17 protein-coding genes and 1 pseudogene are annotated in these 15,815 nt (G+C 33.7%); 4 read left to right on the top strand and 14 right to left on the bottom strand.

Annotated features, from left to right (window positions below; translation table 11 throughout):
* Positions 1 to 131: 131 nt before the first annotated feature.
* From AC2H4K_RS14530 to mnmE, 11 genes and pseudogenes are all read right to left on the bottom strand, one after another.
* On the bottom strand, positions 132 to 1,139 hold the full coding sequence (locus AC2H4K_RS14530) for a DUF3987 domain-containing protein (protein WP_493742548.1): 1,008 nt from the start codon (positions 1,137 to 1,139) through the stop codon (positions 132 to 134).
* Positions 1,121 to 1,447, bottom strand: a complete 327-nt coding sequence (locus AC2H4K_RS14525) for a DUF3987 domain-containing protein (protein WP_493742547.1) — start codon at positions 1,445 to 1,447, stop codon at positions 1,121 to 1,123. The genes AC2H4K_RS14530 and AC2H4K_RS14525 overlap by 19 nt, the downstream gene beginning before the upstream one ends.
* Before the next feature lie 182 nt (positions 1,448 to 1,629).
* Positions 1,630 to 1,884: a PriCT-2 domain-containing protein gene (locus AC2H4K_RS14520; RefSeq protein ID WP_493742546.1), complete on the bottom strand. Its 255-nt coding sequence runs from the start codon at positions 1,882 to 1,884 to the stop codon at positions 1,630 to 1,632.
* Positions 1,881 to 2,364 (bottom strand): annotated as a pseudogene (locus AC2H4K_RS14515) (BT4734/BF3469 family protein). The gene AC2H4K_RS14520 and the pseudogene AC2H4K_RS14515 overlap by 4 nt, the downstream one beginning before the upstream one ends.
* A 412-nt stretch (positions 2,365 to 2,776) precedes the next feature.
* On the bottom strand, positions 2,777 to 3,073 hold the full coding sequence (locus AC2H4K_RS14510) for a helix-turn-helix domain-containing protein (protein WP_134200242.1): 297 nt from the start codon (positions 3,071 to 3,073) through the stop codon (positions 2,777 to 2,779).
* Positions 3,070 to 3,372: a helix-turn-helix domain-containing protein gene (locus tag AC2H4K_RS14505; RefSeq protein WP_417238081.1), complete on the bottom strand. Its 303-nt coding sequence runs from the start codon at positions 3,370 to 3,372 to the stop codon at positions 3,070 to 3,072. Before AC2H4K_RS14505 ends, AC2H4K_RS14510 begins: the two co-directional genes overlap by 4 nt.
* Positions 3,373 to 3,528: 156 nt before the next feature.
* Positions 3,529 to 4,104: a DUF6617 family protein gene (locus tag AC2H4K_RS14500; protein WP_493743072.1), complete on the bottom strand. Its 576-nt coding sequence runs from the start codon at positions 4,102 to 4,104 to the stop codon at positions 3,529 to 3,531.
* Between the two features lie 32 nt (positions 4,105 to 4,136).
* Positions 4,137 to 4,481 (bottom strand): DUF6617 family protein, encoded by a 345-nt coding sequence (locus tag AC2H4K_RS14495; protein ID WP_493742545.1) that lies wholly within the window; start codon positions 4,479 to 4,481, stop codon positions 4,137 to 4,139.
* On the bottom strand, positions 4,481 to 5,575 hold the full coding sequence (locus AC2H4K_RS14490; protein ID WP_417238079.1) for a phage integrase SAM-like domain-containing protein: 1,095 nt from the start codon (positions 5,573 to 5,575) through the stop codon (positions 4,481 to 4,483). Before AC2H4K_RS14490 ends, AC2H4K_RS14495 begins: the two co-directional genes overlap by 1 nt.
* Before the next feature lie 6 nt (positions 5,576 to 5,581).
* Entirely contained in the window at positions 5,582 to 6,001 is a 420-nt protein-coding gene (locus AC2H4K_RS14485; protein ID WP_255572931.1) for a helix-turn-helix domain-containing protein, read from the bottom strand.
* Between the two features lie 163 nt (positions 6,002 to 6,164).
* Positions 6,165 to 7,550, bottom strand: a complete 1,386-nt coding sequence (gene mnmE / locus AC2H4K_RS14480; protein ID WP_281139831.1) for a tRNA uridine-5-carboxymethylaminomethyl(34) synthesis GTPase MnmE — start codon at positions 7,548 to 7,550, stop codon at positions 6,165 to 6,167.
* Between the two features lie 165 nt (positions 7,551 to 7,715).
* On the opposite strand from mnmE, the gene AC2H4K_RS14475 reads away from it, so the two are divergent.
* Entirely contained in the window at positions 7,716 to 8,879 is a 1,164-nt protein-coding gene (locus AC2H4K_RS14475; protein WP_493742544.1) for a redoxin domain-containing protein, read from the top strand.
* Here the strand turns inward: AC2H4K_RS14475 and AC2H4K_RS14470 are convergent.
* Positions 8,876 to 9,529, bottom strand: a complete 654-nt coding sequence (locus AC2H4K_RS14470; RefSeq protein ID WP_493742543.1) for a rhomboid family intramembrane serine protease — start codon at positions 9,527 to 9,529, stop codon at positions 8,876 to 8,878. The genes AC2H4K_RS14475 and AC2H4K_RS14470 overlap by 4 nt on opposite strands.
* A gap of 62 nt (positions 9,530 to 9,591) precedes the next feature.
* Between AC2H4K_RS14470 and AC2H4K_RS14465 the strand changes: the two genes are divergently transcribed.
* Complete coding sequence (locus AC2H4K_RS14465) at positions 9,592 to 10,482, top strand: lysophospholipid acyltransferase family protein (RefSeq protein ID WP_493742542.1); 891 nt, start codon at positions 9,592 to 9,594, stop codon at positions 10,480 to 10,482.
* A gap of 12 nt (positions 10,483 to 10,494) precedes the next feature.
* On the opposite strand, the gene AC2H4K_RS14460 is transcribed toward AC2H4K_RS14465, so the two are convergent.
* Positions 10,495 to 12,009, bottom strand: a complete 1,515-nt coding sequence (locus AC2H4K_RS14460) for an aminotransferase class V-fold PLP-dependent enzyme (RefSeq protein ID WP_493742541.1) — start codon at positions 12,007 to 12,009, stop codon at positions 10,495 to 10,497.
* Positions 12,010 to 12,032: 23 nt separating this feature from the next.
* Positions 12,033 to 13,421, bottom strand: a complete 1,389-nt coding sequence (glmM, locus tag AC2H4K_RS14455; protein ID WP_281139835.1) for a phosphoglucosamine mutase — start codon at positions 13,419 to 13,421, stop codon at positions 12,033 to 12,035.
* 74 nt (positions 13,422 to 13,495) lie between these two features.
* Between glmM and AC2H4K_RS14450 the strand changes: the two genes are divergently transcribed.
* Both AC2H4K_RS14450 and ggt read left to right on the top strand, forming a co-directional pair.
* Positions 13,496 to 14,098, top strand: coding sequence for an acyl carrier protein phosphodiesterase (locus AC2H4K_RS14450; protein WP_281139836.1), 603 nt, complete (start codon positions 13,496 to 13,498; stop codon positions 14,096 to 14,098).
* On the top strand, positions 14,095 to 15,792 hold the full coding sequence (ggt, locus tag AC2H4K_RS14445; RefSeq protein ID WP_281139837.1) for a gamma-glutamyltransferase: 1,698 nt from the start codon (positions 14,095 to 14,097) through the stop codon (positions 15,790 to 15,792). Before AC2H4K_RS14450 ends, ggt begins: the two co-directional genes overlap by 4 nt.
* The last annotated feature ends 23 nt before the right edge of the window (positions 15,793 to 15,815 follow it).

Below are 15,815 nucleotides of genomic sequence, written 5' to 3'. Positions count from 1 at the left end.
TCAGATTTTGTCTAATTTAAGAAAAGGAACCTAAAGGAAAACAAAAAGATATAAACAGTTATTAACAGAAAGTGAGGAAGTTAAGGATTTAAGGGGACACATATGTTAATTCCTTTATTTCCTCTATTTCCTTATAATGATTTTGCAGAATTTGAATAGCTATTATGTGCCTCTCTGTATATTAAACCTACATCAACAAACTTGGTAATGTAGCCCTCTGCCGTTTTATGTGGGATGTTTTGTTTGGTTGCTAAATCTAAATACTCTTGTCTACTGAATTGCTTTGGTAAACTTTCTAAAAAACGTTCTTTACGATTTAGGCGTTTTACAGCTTTTTGTTCAATTGGTAAATCATTAAATACCTTACTACTATGCTTTACTAAAATAGCAATGATTGTTAGTGCATTTTGGAAATCGACATCCTCACATTCTTTTACTTGATTAACATCACCATCATCCATAATGCGAAATGCTGTAAATAACATCATTAATCGAAATGCTATTAAGCCTAATCGTCTAATGGTTGCAATATATTCTTCCGGTTGTAAGTTGATGTATTTGGTTTGTAAGGATTCAAAAAAAGTATTGAATTGCTGTTGTTGAGGTGTTGTTAGTCTAATTTCAATTTCTGGATTATTCTTTAATGTTTTATATAAGCCTAAAAACTCATTTCCTAATTGTGTGTAATAATCATCTAAACCAACATTGTTATTACTTGAAAACACGTTTTTCCAAGTGGGTTTTATATTCATATAGTAGAACATAAAGCGGCTGAACAGACCATTTTCTGCATTCGGTATTAAGGTTGCCACTTGCTTGGGTGTTCCTGACAATACAGTTGATAAGCACGGTTTTTCAATATCTACGTACTCTCTGTCTGTTCTACGATAATAACTAATGGTTTCGTGATGGAAGGCTTTACGAAAACCATCGCTATAATTACCGTAATCACTTTTAAAGGCTTGCGCCAAGGTATCTCCTTCTGTTTCAAAAATCAGCCCTTTGCCTTCATTATCGGATATTAGTTGATATACTCCAGTTACGCTATTATTGGCTGGGATAAACAACATTCTTTCAGGTGGCTTACCTAGTTTCTCCAAGTTTTCATCTTTACCCTTGTTCATATTATAGGTTGCCATTCTGTATTAAATTGTTGCTTCAATACTTTGGCTTGCTCACGTTTTAATTTATGAACAGGATCTACCAAATTTTTAATTTGGTTAAGCCTGCCTTTACCTGCAGATGCAGGTGCAGTTACAAATAGGTATAAATTAGCAAAGACCTTACGCTGGTCGTAGATACCAAAGAGTTTAGGAAAGCAGGCACTAAAAGCCGTTAAAGCTCCTAACAACAAAATATCCTTTTCCTCTTGACTGCTCGAAGGGTTTACAACTTGTTGTAAAAACTGCGGTAAGGTATTAAATACCTCATCCGGTATTGTTGGCATTGCTTGCTCTGGTGCATCAACAACAGTTGCAACATTTGTTGCAACCTCGTTGTTGCTTTGTTGCTTTATCGGTTTTATACCTGCCTGATGCGCAAAATGGTAAAAGGTAGCAATGGTAATGCCGTGACCTTTTGCATTTAAGCATTTGTTAAATTGTTCGTCACATTCTTTTGAATCATAACCTACATAGTTTTGCTTATTCTGTGGAAATAATCTCTTCCTATCTCTCCATATTCTTCAGCCAAAGCAAATCCTAAATCTCTCCAAGTGGCATAATTTCCTGTTATGTCTATACCTGATTGCTCAATTGCTGAAATGTAGGTTTCAATGTCATTATCAGCAACAGCAACAACATTAGTTGTTGCGTTGTTGCTTTTTGGTTGCGGTTGTTCTTCTGGAACTTCCAACCATTCTTTTGGATTAAATATTTTGGTCATAATGCTTGGTGTCTTTTATGTAAAAAGGCTTTTGGGTCGTATGGTAAGAAACACGCTCTGGAAACGTCTTTACCTGACTGGTCAACCTCTATGTTATAAGTATGCTTAATGTAATTGGCTACTGCCGTGAAATACTCTGAATGTGTTACTTCTGAAACATCTATTCTGATAATCCATTTTAGGCCATCACCAGATGGTGATGTAAATAGCATTTCGGTTTCAAAATATTCATCATTCAGCAATTGCGTTTTTAACTCTTGAAAGATTATCTAAATGGTCAAAATCAATTGTTAATAGATTGGAATGCTCTAACAAATTGTTATCATTACGTTTTTCAAACGTTCCTGAAAAGGTTACGTAATCAAAGCAATTCGCTTTGAATTTACGTGCTTCTTTTACATCGGTTATTGCCCTTAAATCTTCTGTAATCTTTTTGTATTTATCACTTGTGATTAATGCAAATACTTGATGTAATTGCATAGTTCCCGAAGGAAACACATTGCGAACTGGGGCTTTGAAAAAGCTACAATACCCATACCAGGTATCGTCTGGACCATTCAACCAATCTAACTCGTCTTTTTCCTTGACCTCTAAATTGAGATGCAACTCTTGATTAATCTTGAGTAACAATTCTTCTTCATTGGTTATTCTGAAATGGTATTGCGCAAAATCGAATACATCACCGTTAAAAGTTTTTAGTTCTGTATCTCGATGTGTTGCTATAACGTCATCAATATGAATCCGTAAAGTTTCTTTACCACCATTAAAAGGGTTTCGGGTTATCTCGCAGTCCCTTCCTTTTACAGAAAGGACTGTTGTTTCAGGATAATAGTGTCTTAACACGTAGGCATAAATCTTTAAGCCGTAATGTGTTTTGTTTAAAATTGCCTCTCTACTTACTTCCATCTTGCTTGAAATTATGGTTGTAGTAGTTATCTTGAAGCAATTGCTCTACATCGGAAACCTTATAATAAAACTTACCCTTTACTTTGCTATAAGGCAGTGTTCCGTTGTCTCTAAAGGTCTGTAAGGTTCGCTTACTGATGTGTAAGGTCTGCAATACGTCTTGGTTGTCTATCCACGTATCTTTTAATACTTCTGCTCTCGAATGTCGCAACAACTCTATACGTGCTTTTAAGTCCTTTATTTCTTGCGAGAGCGCCAAGAGTAAATCGATTATTTCAGTCATAACTTCACCGCTCCTTTCTTAATTAAGTAATCGGCAGCTTGCTGTTCGATTTCGTCTTGTGAGTCCATACGGTTACGAAGTAACCAATGGTCTAATTCTTCTCTTTGGAAATAAATCTTTTTGCCATTCGGTTTATAGTGTGGAATGGCTCCCGTACTTGTGAGTTTATACAAGTGCGATTGTGATAATTCTAAATACTTGCAAGTTTCGTTAAAGTTTAATACTTGCTTTTGCATTGTTTGTTGCTCTAATAAGAGTTTTTCAATGCGGTCTAACTTTTCGATGATATTTGTGTCCATCGTTTATTTTGATTTAAATAAATGAGGACATCTGCGCAAATGTCATTCTTGGTTTTCAAGAACAGGACAAAGGTTTAAAATTGGCTATCGGATTTTAGTAAGAGTGTAAAATGAGAGTAAGACAACAGTAAGATTTCTTACTAATCTTACTGTTTTTTATTGCAGTTGTTGGATAATATTGTCTATTTCTTCCTTTTCTTTTGGGTTGTGGACTTTGTTTTTATGAAGATTATTTGCCTTTAGAGGTGTTCCTGTTTTAGTAATAAACTTTCCAGAACGCTCAATTGAAGTTGGATTAAATCCTGTAAAAAAAGGTTTTAAAACATCTACTATATAACTAAACTGTGTGGTTTCACATTGCAGGTAAATCTTGTAATCTATATTGTTGAAGTTGTCTGCCAATAACAGTTTTTCCAATTGTTCTGGGGTTGTTCTATTGTCTAATAGTTCAATTCTAAAATGTAATTGCTTTATAACTGGAAGTAAATTTGAAGTATCTCTATTTTTATAACCAAATGAGGTTTTTAGTTTGCTTTTCGGTTTAGATGGCTTTTTAACTACCTCTTTTTTATCTACTTCTAATTTTACAAATACTGACGTATCAAAATCAGTATCGTTAAAATACTTTTCCGCTATTTCTTGAATTGAGAATAAAGTAGTTTCTGAAAATTGTCCGTATTGTTCTTGTAGTTCGATGTATAAGCGAATTGCAGATACTTTTAAGTAATTGATGATGTAATCTATATCGTTGCTTAAATCGTTACTTATATAGACTGCTTTTTGATGTAATTGGCAATATCCTTTAAATATTTATTTAGCTTATTAAACTGTACGGTATAGTTATACTTGTTTTCGGGTTCAGTAGCATCTTTTGGGAAATGAGATTTTAATGCTCCTAATTCAGTTTCAGTATCATTTGAAATCAGCTTAAAGTAATATTCTTTTTTACTGTTTAAAGGTCTTTTAAAGTTTACTTTAAAAACCGCATTGTTAACTTTTGATGTTTCCTTTAATTCAGAGTTCAGAATATCAAATTCTCTTTCTGATCTATTGTCTCTATGTAATCCGTTGGTAATAGATACCAAACTTGCAAATACATTTCCTTTCATTATAAATCCAATTGAATACGGTTAGCAGCTTCTTTCTTTTTATCATCAATTACTTTGGCGTAAATCTGTGTTGTTCTTAATTCTTTATGCCCTAATAATTTTGATACAGTGTAAATATCTGTACCCAATGTTAACTGTAAAGTTGCATAAGTATGACGCGCACAATGAAAGGTAATATTTTTAGTAATACCTGCTTTTAACATCCATTGTTGCAATTTTAGATTTGACCAGGCACTATAATGTAAGCCTTCAAAAACTTTTGCTTCGGGTTTTCCTTCTTCTCCTAATAATTCTCTTGCTTGTTCTGATATTGGTAAAGTTTCAGCACCTTTGGTTTTCTTCTGTCTAAAGCGTATGTAATAACCCATTTCTTTAGAATGTTGGATTTCTGACCACAACAATTTTTCAATATCTGACCAACGCAATCCGGTAAGTGCTGAAAATATAAAAGCATTTTTTAATAATGGTAATTCACATTCTGTGTTAACTGCATTTTGTAATTCATCAAGAGTTAAAAATTCTCGTTGAGGTTCTCCTTGTTTGAAATAATCTACACCATTAGCAGGATTGACTTTTAAAATACCATCCTTTACCGCTTGCTTTAAAGCTGCGCAAAATTTACCATAGTATGAATATTTAGAGTTTTGAGACAATTTTTTACCCGCTCTTGCCATAGCATCTTTATCTAAATACTCTTTGAAACGCTCTACAAATGATTTATCCAAATCTTGAAAACTAACATCTGTAGGACAAAAGGTTTTCAAATGTTTTAGCATACTGTTCCAATTCCCATAATTGCCAGAGCTTGTATTTTTCTTTTCTGCTAAAGCTGTAACATAAGTAATAAAACTGCCTTTTAATTTCTCTATATCCTGAAAGCCATAAATACCATTTTGTATTTCTATTTGGCGTTGCGCGCAAATGGTTTCTGCTAATTGCTTGGTTTTCTTGTTAACCTCTCTTTCGGTTTTAGTTTTAGGATTAGGTGTAAGGTATAATCGCAAATACTCGGTCTTGCGTTTTCCTTTATGATAGTAATCTAAATACAGACTTATTTTATCATTCTTTTTGCGTTGTCTTAAAGTTACTTTCATAGGATGCTAATTAAAAAGATTTTCTATTTGCCATCTGGCTACAATACGTTTTCTTCCAAAAGGGACTGCTTTTAAACGCCCTTGTTGAATCATTCTTTGAATGGTCCATCTACTAACACCAATCAATTGTGAGGCTTCAGTAACGCTTAAAAAATCTTTATTATTTACCGTGTTGAGGTTTGGAACTTGAACAGCTTCTTTTTGCTGCTGCATATCCTTTGTAAGAGTAGCTTGTACTTTTTCTTTACGCTTACGTGCCTTATAGGCTTTTTTAGCGCAGGTATCACCACAGTATTTAGTTACTGTTGTACGTGCTGTAAAAGCATTACCGCAATGTTTACAGGTTTTTGGGATGTATAAATTACTGCTCATAAATGGTGCTTTATGTAGCGTTATGGTGCAACGTGGGGCAATATGGTGCATCATTTCGCCAATCTTTTAGCCAACAGATTTGGGCAACAAATCCGTATTTAAGGCAACAGATATACAACAAATTTAGTTAAAAAAGAGCAAAAAAGCAACAAAAAAGAGAAGATAAAAACTTGTAAAGTCAATAAAATCAATACATTAACAAACAAAAGAAAATAAGTTACTTTCCGATACAGAAATTTGCAAAAATGTTTCCAAGTAGATCATCGTTAGTAATCTCACCAGTAATTTCACCAAAATGATACAAGGCTTGTCTTATATCGATGGCTAATAAATCGCCCGAAAGACCTGTTTCTAGACCATATTTTACTTTTTGAATCTCTTCAAAAGCCTTTAAAAGAGCATCATAATGTCGTGTATTGGTGACTATAGTTTCATTATTTCGTAAAGCACCAGTATTTATAAGATTTAATAATGAATTTGTTAATTGCTCAACACCAAATCCTGTTTTAGCAGAAAGTAGTAAAACATCTGCAATAGTTGTATTAATATTCGCCAATTGAATATCATCCAATCGGTCTATTTTGTTAGCAATGACCAACAAAGGTTTTTGCGGATATTTATTTCTAATCTTTTCAATCTCTATTCTTACGTCTTCAAGAGTGTTTATAGCTTTACTAGCATCAAAGAGATAAATCGTAACTTGGGATTGCTCTATTTTTTCAAAGGTCTTTTTTATACCAATACTTTCCACCACATCCTTAGTCTCTCTTATACCTGCAGTATCAATAAATCGAAAACCGATGCCTCCAATGGAAATTTCGTCTTCAATAGTATCTCTTGTAGTACCAGCAATTTCAGAAACTATAGCACGCTCTTCATTTAACAGCGCATTGAGAAGTGTAGATTTACCAACATTTGGCTCACCTACAATAGCTACAGGAATTCCATTCTTAATAACGTTACCAACAGCAAAAGAATCTATTAAACGCTTTAATACAAAAGTGATGCGCTCTATTAATTCTTTAAATTGAGTTCTGTCTGCAAACTCAACATCTTCTTCAGCAAAGTCTAATTCTAACTCTATTAGAGACGCAAAATTTAAAAGCTCTGCTCTTAACTTGGCTATCTCAGAAGAAAAACCTCCACGCATTTGTTGCATAGCAATTTGGTGTGAAGCTTCATTATCACTACTTATTAAATCTGCAACTGCCTCTGCTTGACTCAAGTCTAGTTTCCCATTCAAAAAAGCGCGGAGCGTAAATTCACCTGCTGTTGCCATTCTACAACCTTTACGTAAAAACAATTGGATAATTTCTTGTTGAATATAATTAGAACCGTGGCATGAAATTTCTATAACATCCTCTCCCGTATACGAATTTGGGTTTTTAAATACCGATACCAAAACCTCATCTATCGTTTTTTCTTCATCAACAATATGTCCTAAATGAATAGTGTGCGTTTTTTGTTGAGATAATTTTTTACCTACAACAGATTTAAATTGTTTATCTGCGATAACAATAGCTTCAGTGCCAGACAACCTAATGATTGAAATGGCTCCTGCACCAGATGGTGTTGCTAATGCTACTATGGTATCGTTGTTCATTTTCTTTCTTTTACTACAAAAGTATTGTAAATTACTTTTAACCTCATTAATAGCAACAATGAAATTTAACATCAAACTAAATTAGAAATCTAACATATTCTTAATTTCAGTATTTATCTTTGTTAAATCTTATTTTCAATATGATAAGTAAAATACTTTTAATTTATGAGAATACTATTTTTATTATTGATTTTAAATCTGCTATTTACGTCCTGTAAGGAGAAAGAAAAACAGATTCCACAATACAACATAATTGGTAAGGCTGAAAATATTTACAACGGTACAAGAGTATATTTAAAAGCCAATGACGAACAAGGAAAACAAATAATGATAGACTCTGCTATTGTTATGAATGAAATTTTTAAAATGAATGGTAGTGTTGACACACCTGTAGCTAACTCATTAATCGTTGATGGCTATAACGGACAATTAATTTTTATGCTTGAAAATAGTGATATTTCCATAGAAATAAATACTGAAAACATAAACCAGTCCTATATTAATGGGTCTAAATCCAACACTGTTTTTATAAAATTCAAAGATAGTATCAATGAACTAAAAGTAAATATTAGAAATATTGAAAAAGCCTACAAAAAAGCTATAGAACTACAGGAAACTAAAAAAGCTGACTCAATTTTAAAAGTTTTAGAAATGCGTAGTAAAGAGATGCATCAATTTCCATTAAATTTTATTGCAGATAACAGCGACAGCTTCTTTAGTTTAAACCTAATTGATTTAGAGACTAACAAGGAAAATTCTGATATAGAGTCCTATTACAATCTATACAACACTTTATCTGACAGTATAAAAAATTCACGAAAAGGTATCGAAGTTCGTAAAAAAATTACTCATTTATATTCACGCTATAAAAGACTAGCACCTTTAGAAATAGGTAAAGTTGCTCCTAATTTTGAGGCCATAAAATCAGATGGAAATGTCTTTAACATTACGGATACTAAAGGAAAAATAACTATTTTGAATTTTTGGGCATCATGGTGTAAACCCTGCAGAAGAGACAATATTGAACTTTTAGAAATTTATAAAAACTTTCAAAATAAAGGACTTGAAATCGTTAGTGTTTCTCTAGATGGCAAAGAATCACAGTCTAATCCAAAAGAGGATTGGTTATCAGCTATAAAAAAAGATAACTTACCATGGATTCATGTTTCTAATCTAAAATATTATAATGACCCTATAGCTTTACTTTATAACATCAGGTCTATTCCAACTAATTATCTTTTAGATAGAGATGGTAAAATAATCGACAAAAACATAAGAGGTGATGCTTTAAGGAAAAAAGTGATGGAATCACTTAATCAAAAATTTTAATCCAATTTTCCTGTTTTATAAAGCACAAATAATATAACAATAGGTATAGCCAATAATCCTACATATCCAAGGTCTGTTCTAAAAAGGCTAGGCATAAGTACTAAGGTTATTGCGTAACCACCAACAGCTCCACCAAAGTGCGCATCATGGCCAATATTCCCAATCCTATTTTTCATACCATAAATAGAATAAAGTAAATAGCCTATACCAAACACATAACCAGGAATAGGAATAGGTACAAAAAACATATACAAGCTCATTTCTGGCTGTAACAAAATCGCTGAATATAAAATTCCCGTGACCGCACCACTTGCCCCTATTGCACTGTACCAATATTCATCTTTATGAAAATATAGAGATAGTAAATTTCCAAACACTAAACTGGCAAAATAAATAATCATAAAATTAACTCTGTCTAGCTCAAAAATTACGGCGTCAGCAAAAAAGTAAAGCGTTATCATATTAAACAATAGATGCGTAACATCCGCATGCAAAAAACCTGAACTAAACATACGTATTTGTTCGCCTCGTCTTATACTACCAACATTAAACTTATATTTTTCAAAAAATAAACGATCTTCAAAACCTTTAAAGGAAATAATGACGTTTGCTGCAATAATGACAATAGTTACGATATCTAAATTGTACATAAACTCTAATCTTATAAATCAAATATAGCATATATTTGCTGTTGCTAAATTAACATACTTTCATGCAACTTATTGCCTATATTCTTATTTATCCTATTCTTTGGTTGATTTCTATTTTGCCATTTAGATTACTTTACGGCTTATCCGATGTATTGTGGCTATTTCTTTATAAAATCTTTGGATATCGAAAATCTACTGTGAAAGAAAATTTGAGGTTGGTTTTCCCTGAAAAGTCAGAAAAAGAGATTTCTAAGATTACAAGTCAATTTTACCATCACTTATGTGATATGATTTTAGAAGCTATAAAATCTATGACCATATCTGAAAAAGAGCTTAAAAAGCGTTATAAATTCACAAATATTGAACTTATAAATAATCTCGAAGAGAAACAACGTAGTATCATTTTAATGTGTGGACATTATGGAAGTTGGGAGTGGATTTTTATAATGCAGAAGTATATAAATTACAAAGGTTATGCTATTTATAAAAGATTAGCAAACAAACACTTCGATAAGCTTGTAAAACGCATAAGAGCAAAGTTTGATACACATCTTATCACAACCAAAGAAACATTCAATATACTGAGTGAATGTAAGAAACGTGGAGAACTCACCATAAATGGTTTTGCTTCCGATCAATCACCAAAAGCCACAAAAGCATTTCATTGGAATGAATTTATGGGTATAAAAGTACCAATGTACACTGGTGCTGAAACCTTAGCCAAAAAACTGGATATGGCAGTAGTATTTTTTGGTGTGAAACGAATTAAACGCGGTTATTACCAAACCTCATTTAAGACCATTACAGAAAATCCGAATGATTATAAAGACTATGAAATCACAGATATGTTTTTCAGACTGGTTGAAGAACAAATCTTGGAAGCTCCACAATATTATTTATGGACACATAAACGCTGGAAGCACAGAAACAAAGTTCCTGCTCAATTTCAGTAATAGAAATAGTTTTTAATCTAAACTAAACCAAGAATCTACAGCCTCATTACTTGAGCTTTCTCCAGTAGTTATAGATTTATGTATAAATTCATTATTCCTTTTAGAATACTCATAGTCTAGTGACCATGCTTTATGGTTTTTAGCCAGTTCAATAATACTATCGCACACGTAATTAATTTCGTCATTAGTTGTTGTTGGGTGAATAGACATCCTTATCCAACCCGGTTTTCTTACTAATTCTCCAATCGAAATCTCATCGGTAAGCTCATGAGACATTTGTTGATCCACATGAAGTAAAAAGTGTCCGTAAGTACCTGCGCAACTGCAACCTCCTCTGGTCTGAATACCAAAACGATCATTTAATAATTTTACACCAAGATTATAATGCAAATCATCTATGTAAAATGAAACAACTCCCAACCTATCTTTATGCTGACCAGCTAAAATATTGATGTTAGAAACCGAACCTAATTTAGAAAAAACAATATCCAGTAATTCATGCTCACGCTTAAGCATATTTTTTACTCCCATTTGCTCTTTGAGCTTAATGGACAGAGCTGTTTTTATGGTTTGAAGAAATCCTGGCGTACCACCATCTTCACGATCTTCAATACTATCAATATATTTATGTTCGCCCCAAGGATTAGTCCAACTTACGGTTCCACCTCCAGGACAATCAGGCACCATATTTTTGTACAGTTTTTTATTAAAAACTAAAACTCCAGAAGTTCCTGGACCACCTAAAAATTTATGTGGCGAAAAGAAAATAGCATCCAAGTAAGCTTCTTCATCTTCAGGATGCATATCAATATCAACATAAGGTGCAGAGCACGCAAAGTCTACAAAACAAACTCCTCCATTTTGATGCATTAATTTAGCTACATCATGATAAGGTGTTTGAAGTCCTGTAACATTAGAGCCGCCAACTATGGACGCAATTTTTATAGTATAGTCTTTATAATCTTCTAAAAGCTTTTCTAAGTTTTCAATACTGAATAGTCCATCTTCATCTGGTGGTACGACCTCTACTTTGGCCATCGTTTCTAACCATGAGGTTTGGTTAGAATGGTGCTCCATATGCGATACAAAAACCACAGGTCGCATTTCCTCTGGAACTGTCGTAAAACTCTTTAAATTCTCTGGAATTTTAAGTCCTAAAATACGCTGAAACTTGTTAACGACACCTGTCATTCCATTTCCAGCAACTATCAAAACATCATCGTCATTGCTGTTAACGTGGTCTTTTATAATCTTTTTAGCTTTATGGTAAGCCTTGGTCATTGCAGTGCCTGAAACTGTAGTTTCGGTATGTGTATTGGCAACAAAAGGTCCAAACTCATTGCATAACTTTTCCTCAATTGGTCGGTATAAACGTCCAGAGGCTGTCCAATCTGTATAAATGATTTTTTGCTTTCCAAAAGGAGATTCAAAAGTCTGCCCTTCACCAATAATATGTCGTCTAAATTGGTTAAAGTAAACTTCTAATTCACTGACTTTTTTTGTTAAGTTTTCAGAAATCATCGACATTATATTCTATAATTATAAAGATACTAAATATTAGCGACAGCTTTTATTTCAGCAATAAAACGATCGGCTAACTCATCTGCTTCAGTTTGAGATTGGGCTTCGGTATATATTCTAATAATAGGTTCTGTATTACTCTTTCTAAGATGTACCCAACTATTTGCAAAGTCAATTTTTACACCATCTATTGTGGTTAATTTTTCGTGACTGTAGTTTGTTTCCATTGTGCTCAAAATACCATCAACATCTAATCCTGGAATTAATTCAATCTTTTTCTTACTCATAAAGTAATTAGGATACGTAGCTCTTAACTCACTAACTTTCATTTGCTTTTCGGCTAAAAGACTTAAAAACAAAGCCACACCAACCAAAGCATCACGACCGTAATGTAATTCAGGATAAATGATACCTCCATTACCTTCTCCTCCAATAACTACATTATTCTTTTTCATCAACTCCACTACATTCACTTCTCCTACAGCACTAGCTTCATACATGCCGCCATGTTTCTCTGTAACATCTCTTAAAGCTCTTGTAGAACTCATATTACTGACCGTATTTCCTGGATTTTTACTCAAAACATAATCCGCACAAGCAACCAAAGTATATTCTTCACCAAACATTTCTCCTGTTTCATCCATAAAAGCTAAACGATCTACATCTGGATCTACCACAATACCAAAATCGGCATGTTCGTTAACAACAGCTTTTGCCAAATCACCTAAATGCTCTTTAAGTGGTTCTGGATTATGAGGAAAGTGGCCTGTAGGATCACAATATAATTTTACCGCTTCAACTCCTAAACGTTCTAATAGTAAAGGAATAGCAATACCTCCTGTAGAATTTACTCCATCGACAACAACTTTAAAATTTGCAGCCTCAATTGCTTTTTTGTTGACTAAAGGCAATGCTAAAACCTCATCGATATGTAAATCGATGTAGGCATCATTTTTTGTGATTTTTCCTAAATCATCAACTTCAGAAAATATCATCTCATTTGATGCTGCGATATCAAGAATTTTTTTGCCTTCTTCACCATTCAAAAATTCCCCTTTAGCATTTAATAATTTTAAAGCATTCCATTGTTTTGGGTTATGACTTGCGGTAAGAATAATGCCACCATCGGCATGTTCCATTGGCACAGCCACCTCAACGGTTGGTGTTGTTGATAATCCTAAATCTATAACATGTATTCCTAGACCAACCAAGGTATTCATTACTAAACTCTGAATCATTTCTCCAGAAATACGTGCATCTCTCCCTACTACAACCCTATAGTTTTCCTTATCACGTTGTTGTTTAATCCAAGTCCCATAAGCTGCTGCAAACTTTACCGCATCAATTGGCGTTAAATTATCTTCAACAGCACCACCAATGGTGCCACGTATTCCTGATATAGATTTTATTAAAGTCATAGTTTGTTTTTAGATTTTCAACAAATATAAGGGTTATAGTAAATAATGTTATTATGAATTTGTAAATTCGAATTATGAACTTCTTGGCCCACATTTATCTCTCTAGCGACAACCAACTTTTAACCATCGGAAATTTTGCCGGAGATGGCGTTAGAGGTAAAGATTATACCCGATTTCCTGTACCTATGCAAGCTGGTATACAGCTACATCGTGAAATTGACACATTTACGGATAGCCATTTGGTGGTTAAGCAAAGTAAGAAGCGCCTTCATGAAAATTATGGGCATTACAGTGGTGTAATCGTTGATATATTTTACGATCATTTTTTGGCCAAAAACTGGAAAAACTATTGCAACATTCCTTTAGCTGAATATGTGAATGATTTTTACGAAATGTTGGTGAGACATTTAGATGTTTTACCCGAACGTTTCAAAAAACTGACACCTATAATGATTGAAAGCAATTGGCTATTAAGCTATGCTTCTATTGAAGGTATTCAGGGAATCTTAAATGGGATGAATCACCGAACTAAAGGGCGTTCTAAAATGAATAACGCGACTTATGAACTTGAGAAATATTATGATTTATTCGAAAAAGAATTCACAATTTTCTTTGATGATTTAATAAAATTCAGTGAAGACAAACGTCTAGAAATCGAGAAACAATATAATTTATGAAGCACTTTCTTTCCTTTTGCATTGCAGCACTATGTCTTGTTAACTGTAAAAGCAATGTTGAATCTAAAGAGCAAAACTTACGAGGTGTTACTTCAAAAAATGCCATGGTAGTTAGTGCAAGAGAAGAGGCTTCTAAAATTGGTGTTGAAATTTTGAAACAAGGTGGTAATGCTTTTGATGCTATGATGGCTACCGAAATGGCACTTGCTGTAACTTATCCATATGCTGGGAATCTTGGTGGTGGTGGATTTTTAGTTTACAGACTGGCTGATGGTTCAAAAGGAGCGTTGGACTACAGAGAAAAAGCACCTTTAGCAGCAACAAAAAACATGTACTTAGATGATGATGAAAATATCATCCCAAATAAAAGTACGGTTGGTAGTATGGCTATTGGTATTCCTGGAACTATTGCTGGTGTTTTTGAAGCTCAAAAGCGATTTGGTAAACTAGAGCCTTCTATCATCTTAAAACCTGTAATAGAACTTGCTCAAAACGGTTATGTAATTACAGAAAAGCAAGAATTACGTATTGCTCATTACGATAGTTTAATCAGAGCCGTAAACGGAAAAGAAATTCTTTACAACAATAAGCTAAAGTCAGGCGACACCATAAAAAATAGTGCTTTAGCTGAAACCCTTCAACGTATTGCAGATAATGGTAGAGATGAGTTTTACAAAGGAAAGATTGCCGAAATTTTGGTTAAAAGACTCCAAGCTAGAGGAAGCATTATTACGATGGAAGATTTAGCTAAATATGAAGCCAAATGGCGAGATCCTATTTCATTTCAATATGATGATTTAACTATTACATCTATGTCACCTCCTTCTTCTGGTGGTGTTTGCCTCAACCAAATCATGACCATGGTAGAACCTTTTGACTTAAAAGAACTTGGTCATAATAGTGTAAAATATACTCAAGTTTTGGTAGAAGCTGAAAAACGTTCTTATGCAGATCGCAGTCATTATCTTGGAGATCCAGACTTTGTGGATATGCCAATTGATACCCTTACAAGCAAAAGGTACCTCTCAAAACGTATGGCAAATTTTTCGTTTGAAAAGCCAACTCCTGTGGATTCTATAGCACGTGGAAAAATTACAGGTTATGAAAGTGATCAAACGACCCACTACTCTATTGTTGATCAATTTGGAAATGCTATTGCGGTAACCACAACACTAAATGGAGGTTATGGTTCAAAAGTATATATTGATGAACTCGGCTTTTTTCTTAATAACGAAATGGACGATTTCAGTAGTAAACCAGGCGAACCAAATTACTACGGCCTTATTGGAGCAGAAGCGAATAGCATTGCTCCAGAAAAACGAATGTTAAGTGCTATGACACCAACTATAGTTGAAAAAAACGGTGAACTTTATATGTCCGTCGGAACACCTGGAGGTTCTACAATAATTACTTCTGTATTTCAAACTATCCTTAACGTTCATGAGTTTGAGATGACCATGCAGCAAGCTGTTGAAGCTCCACGTTTTCATAACCAATGGTTACCAGACGAAATCCGAATGGAACCCAACAGATTTAGCAGGTCCCTAATAAAAGAACTTCAGGAATTAGGATATACCATCAACGAAACCAAATCGCCTATTATTGGTATTGTAGATGGCATTTTGGTATTAGACAACGGCATGCTTGAAGGAGGTGCAGATCCAAGAGGAGATGATATTGCCGTAGGTTTTTAACACCCTTTTACAAAATTCAACAG

The organism is Winogradskyella sp. 266wxhm, from assembly GCF_058964685.1.
Note: the sequence above shows the minus strand (reverse complement) of the source record. Positions and strands in the feature narration are given on the sequence as shown.

What these genes read in the sequence shown, in the direction of transcription:
- AC2H4K_RS14530 (WP_493742548.1), bottom strand. Translation starts at nt 1,139, where the DNA reads ATGGCAACCTATAATATGAACAAGGGTAAAGATGAAAACTTGGAGAAA.
- AC2H4K_RS14525 (WP_493742547.1), bottom strand. Translation starts at nt 1,447, where the DNA reads ATGCCAACAATACCGGATGAGGTATTTAATACCTTACCGCAGTTTTTA.
- AC2H4K_RS14520 (WP_493742546.1), bottom strand. Translation starts at nt 1,884, where the DNA reads ATGACCAAAATATTTAATCCAAAAGAATGGTTGGAAGTTCCAGAAGAA.
- AC2H4K_RS14510 (WP_134200242.1), bottom strand. Translation starts at nt 3,073, where the DNA reads ATGACTGAAATAATCGATTTACTCTTGGCGCTCTCGCAAGAAATAAAG.
- AC2H4K_RS14505 (WP_417238081.1), bottom strand. Translation starts at nt 3,372, where the DNA reads ATGGACACAAATATCATCGAAAAGTTAGACCGCATTGAAAAACTCTTA.
- AC2H4K_RS14495 (WP_493742545.1), bottom strand. Translation starts at nt 4,481, where the DNA reads ATGAAAGGAAATGTATTTGCAAGTTTGGTATCTATTACCAACGGATTA.
- AC2H4K_RS14490 (WP_417238079.1), bottom strand. Translation starts at nt 5,575, where the DNA reads ATGAAAGTAACTTTAAGACAACGCAAAAAGAATGATAAAATAAGTCTG.
- AC2H4K_RS14485 (WP_255572931.1), bottom strand. Translation starts at nt 6,001, where the DNA reads ATGATGCACCATATTGCCCCACGTTGCACCATAACGCTACATAAAGCA.
- mnmE (WP_281139831.1), bottom strand. Translation starts at nt 7,550, where the DNA reads ATGAACAACGATACCATAGTAGCATTAGCAACACCATCTGGTGCAGGA.
- AC2H4K_RS14475 (WP_493742544.1), top strand. Translation starts at nt 7,716, where the DNA reads ATGAGAATACTATTTTTATTATTGATTTTAAATCTGCTATTTACGTCC.
- AC2H4K_RS14470 (WP_493742543.1), bottom strand. Translation starts at nt 9,529, where the DNA reads ATGTACAATTTAGATATCGTAACTATTGTCATTATTGCAGCAAACGTC.
- AC2H4K_RS14465 (WP_493742542.1), top strand. Translation starts at nt 9,592, where the DNA reads ATGCAACTTATTGCCTATATTCTTATTTATCCTATTCTTTGGTTGATT.
- AC2H4K_RS14460 (WP_493742541.1), bottom strand. Translation starts at nt 12,009, where the DNA reads ATGTCGATGATTTCTGAAAACTTAACAAAAAAAGTCAGTGAATTAGAA.
- glmM (WP_281139835.1), bottom strand. Translation starts at nt 13,421, where the DNA reads ATGACTTTAATAAAATCTATATCAGGAATACGTGGCACCATTGGTGGT.
- AC2H4K_RS14450 (WP_281139836.1), top strand. Translation starts at nt 13,496, where the DNA reads ATGAACTTCTTGGCCCACATTTATCTCTCTAGCGACAACCAACTTTTA.
- ggt (WP_281139837.1), top strand. Translation starts at nt 14,095, where the DNA reads ATGAAGCACTTTCTTTCCTTTTGCATTGCAGCACTATGTCTTGTTAAC.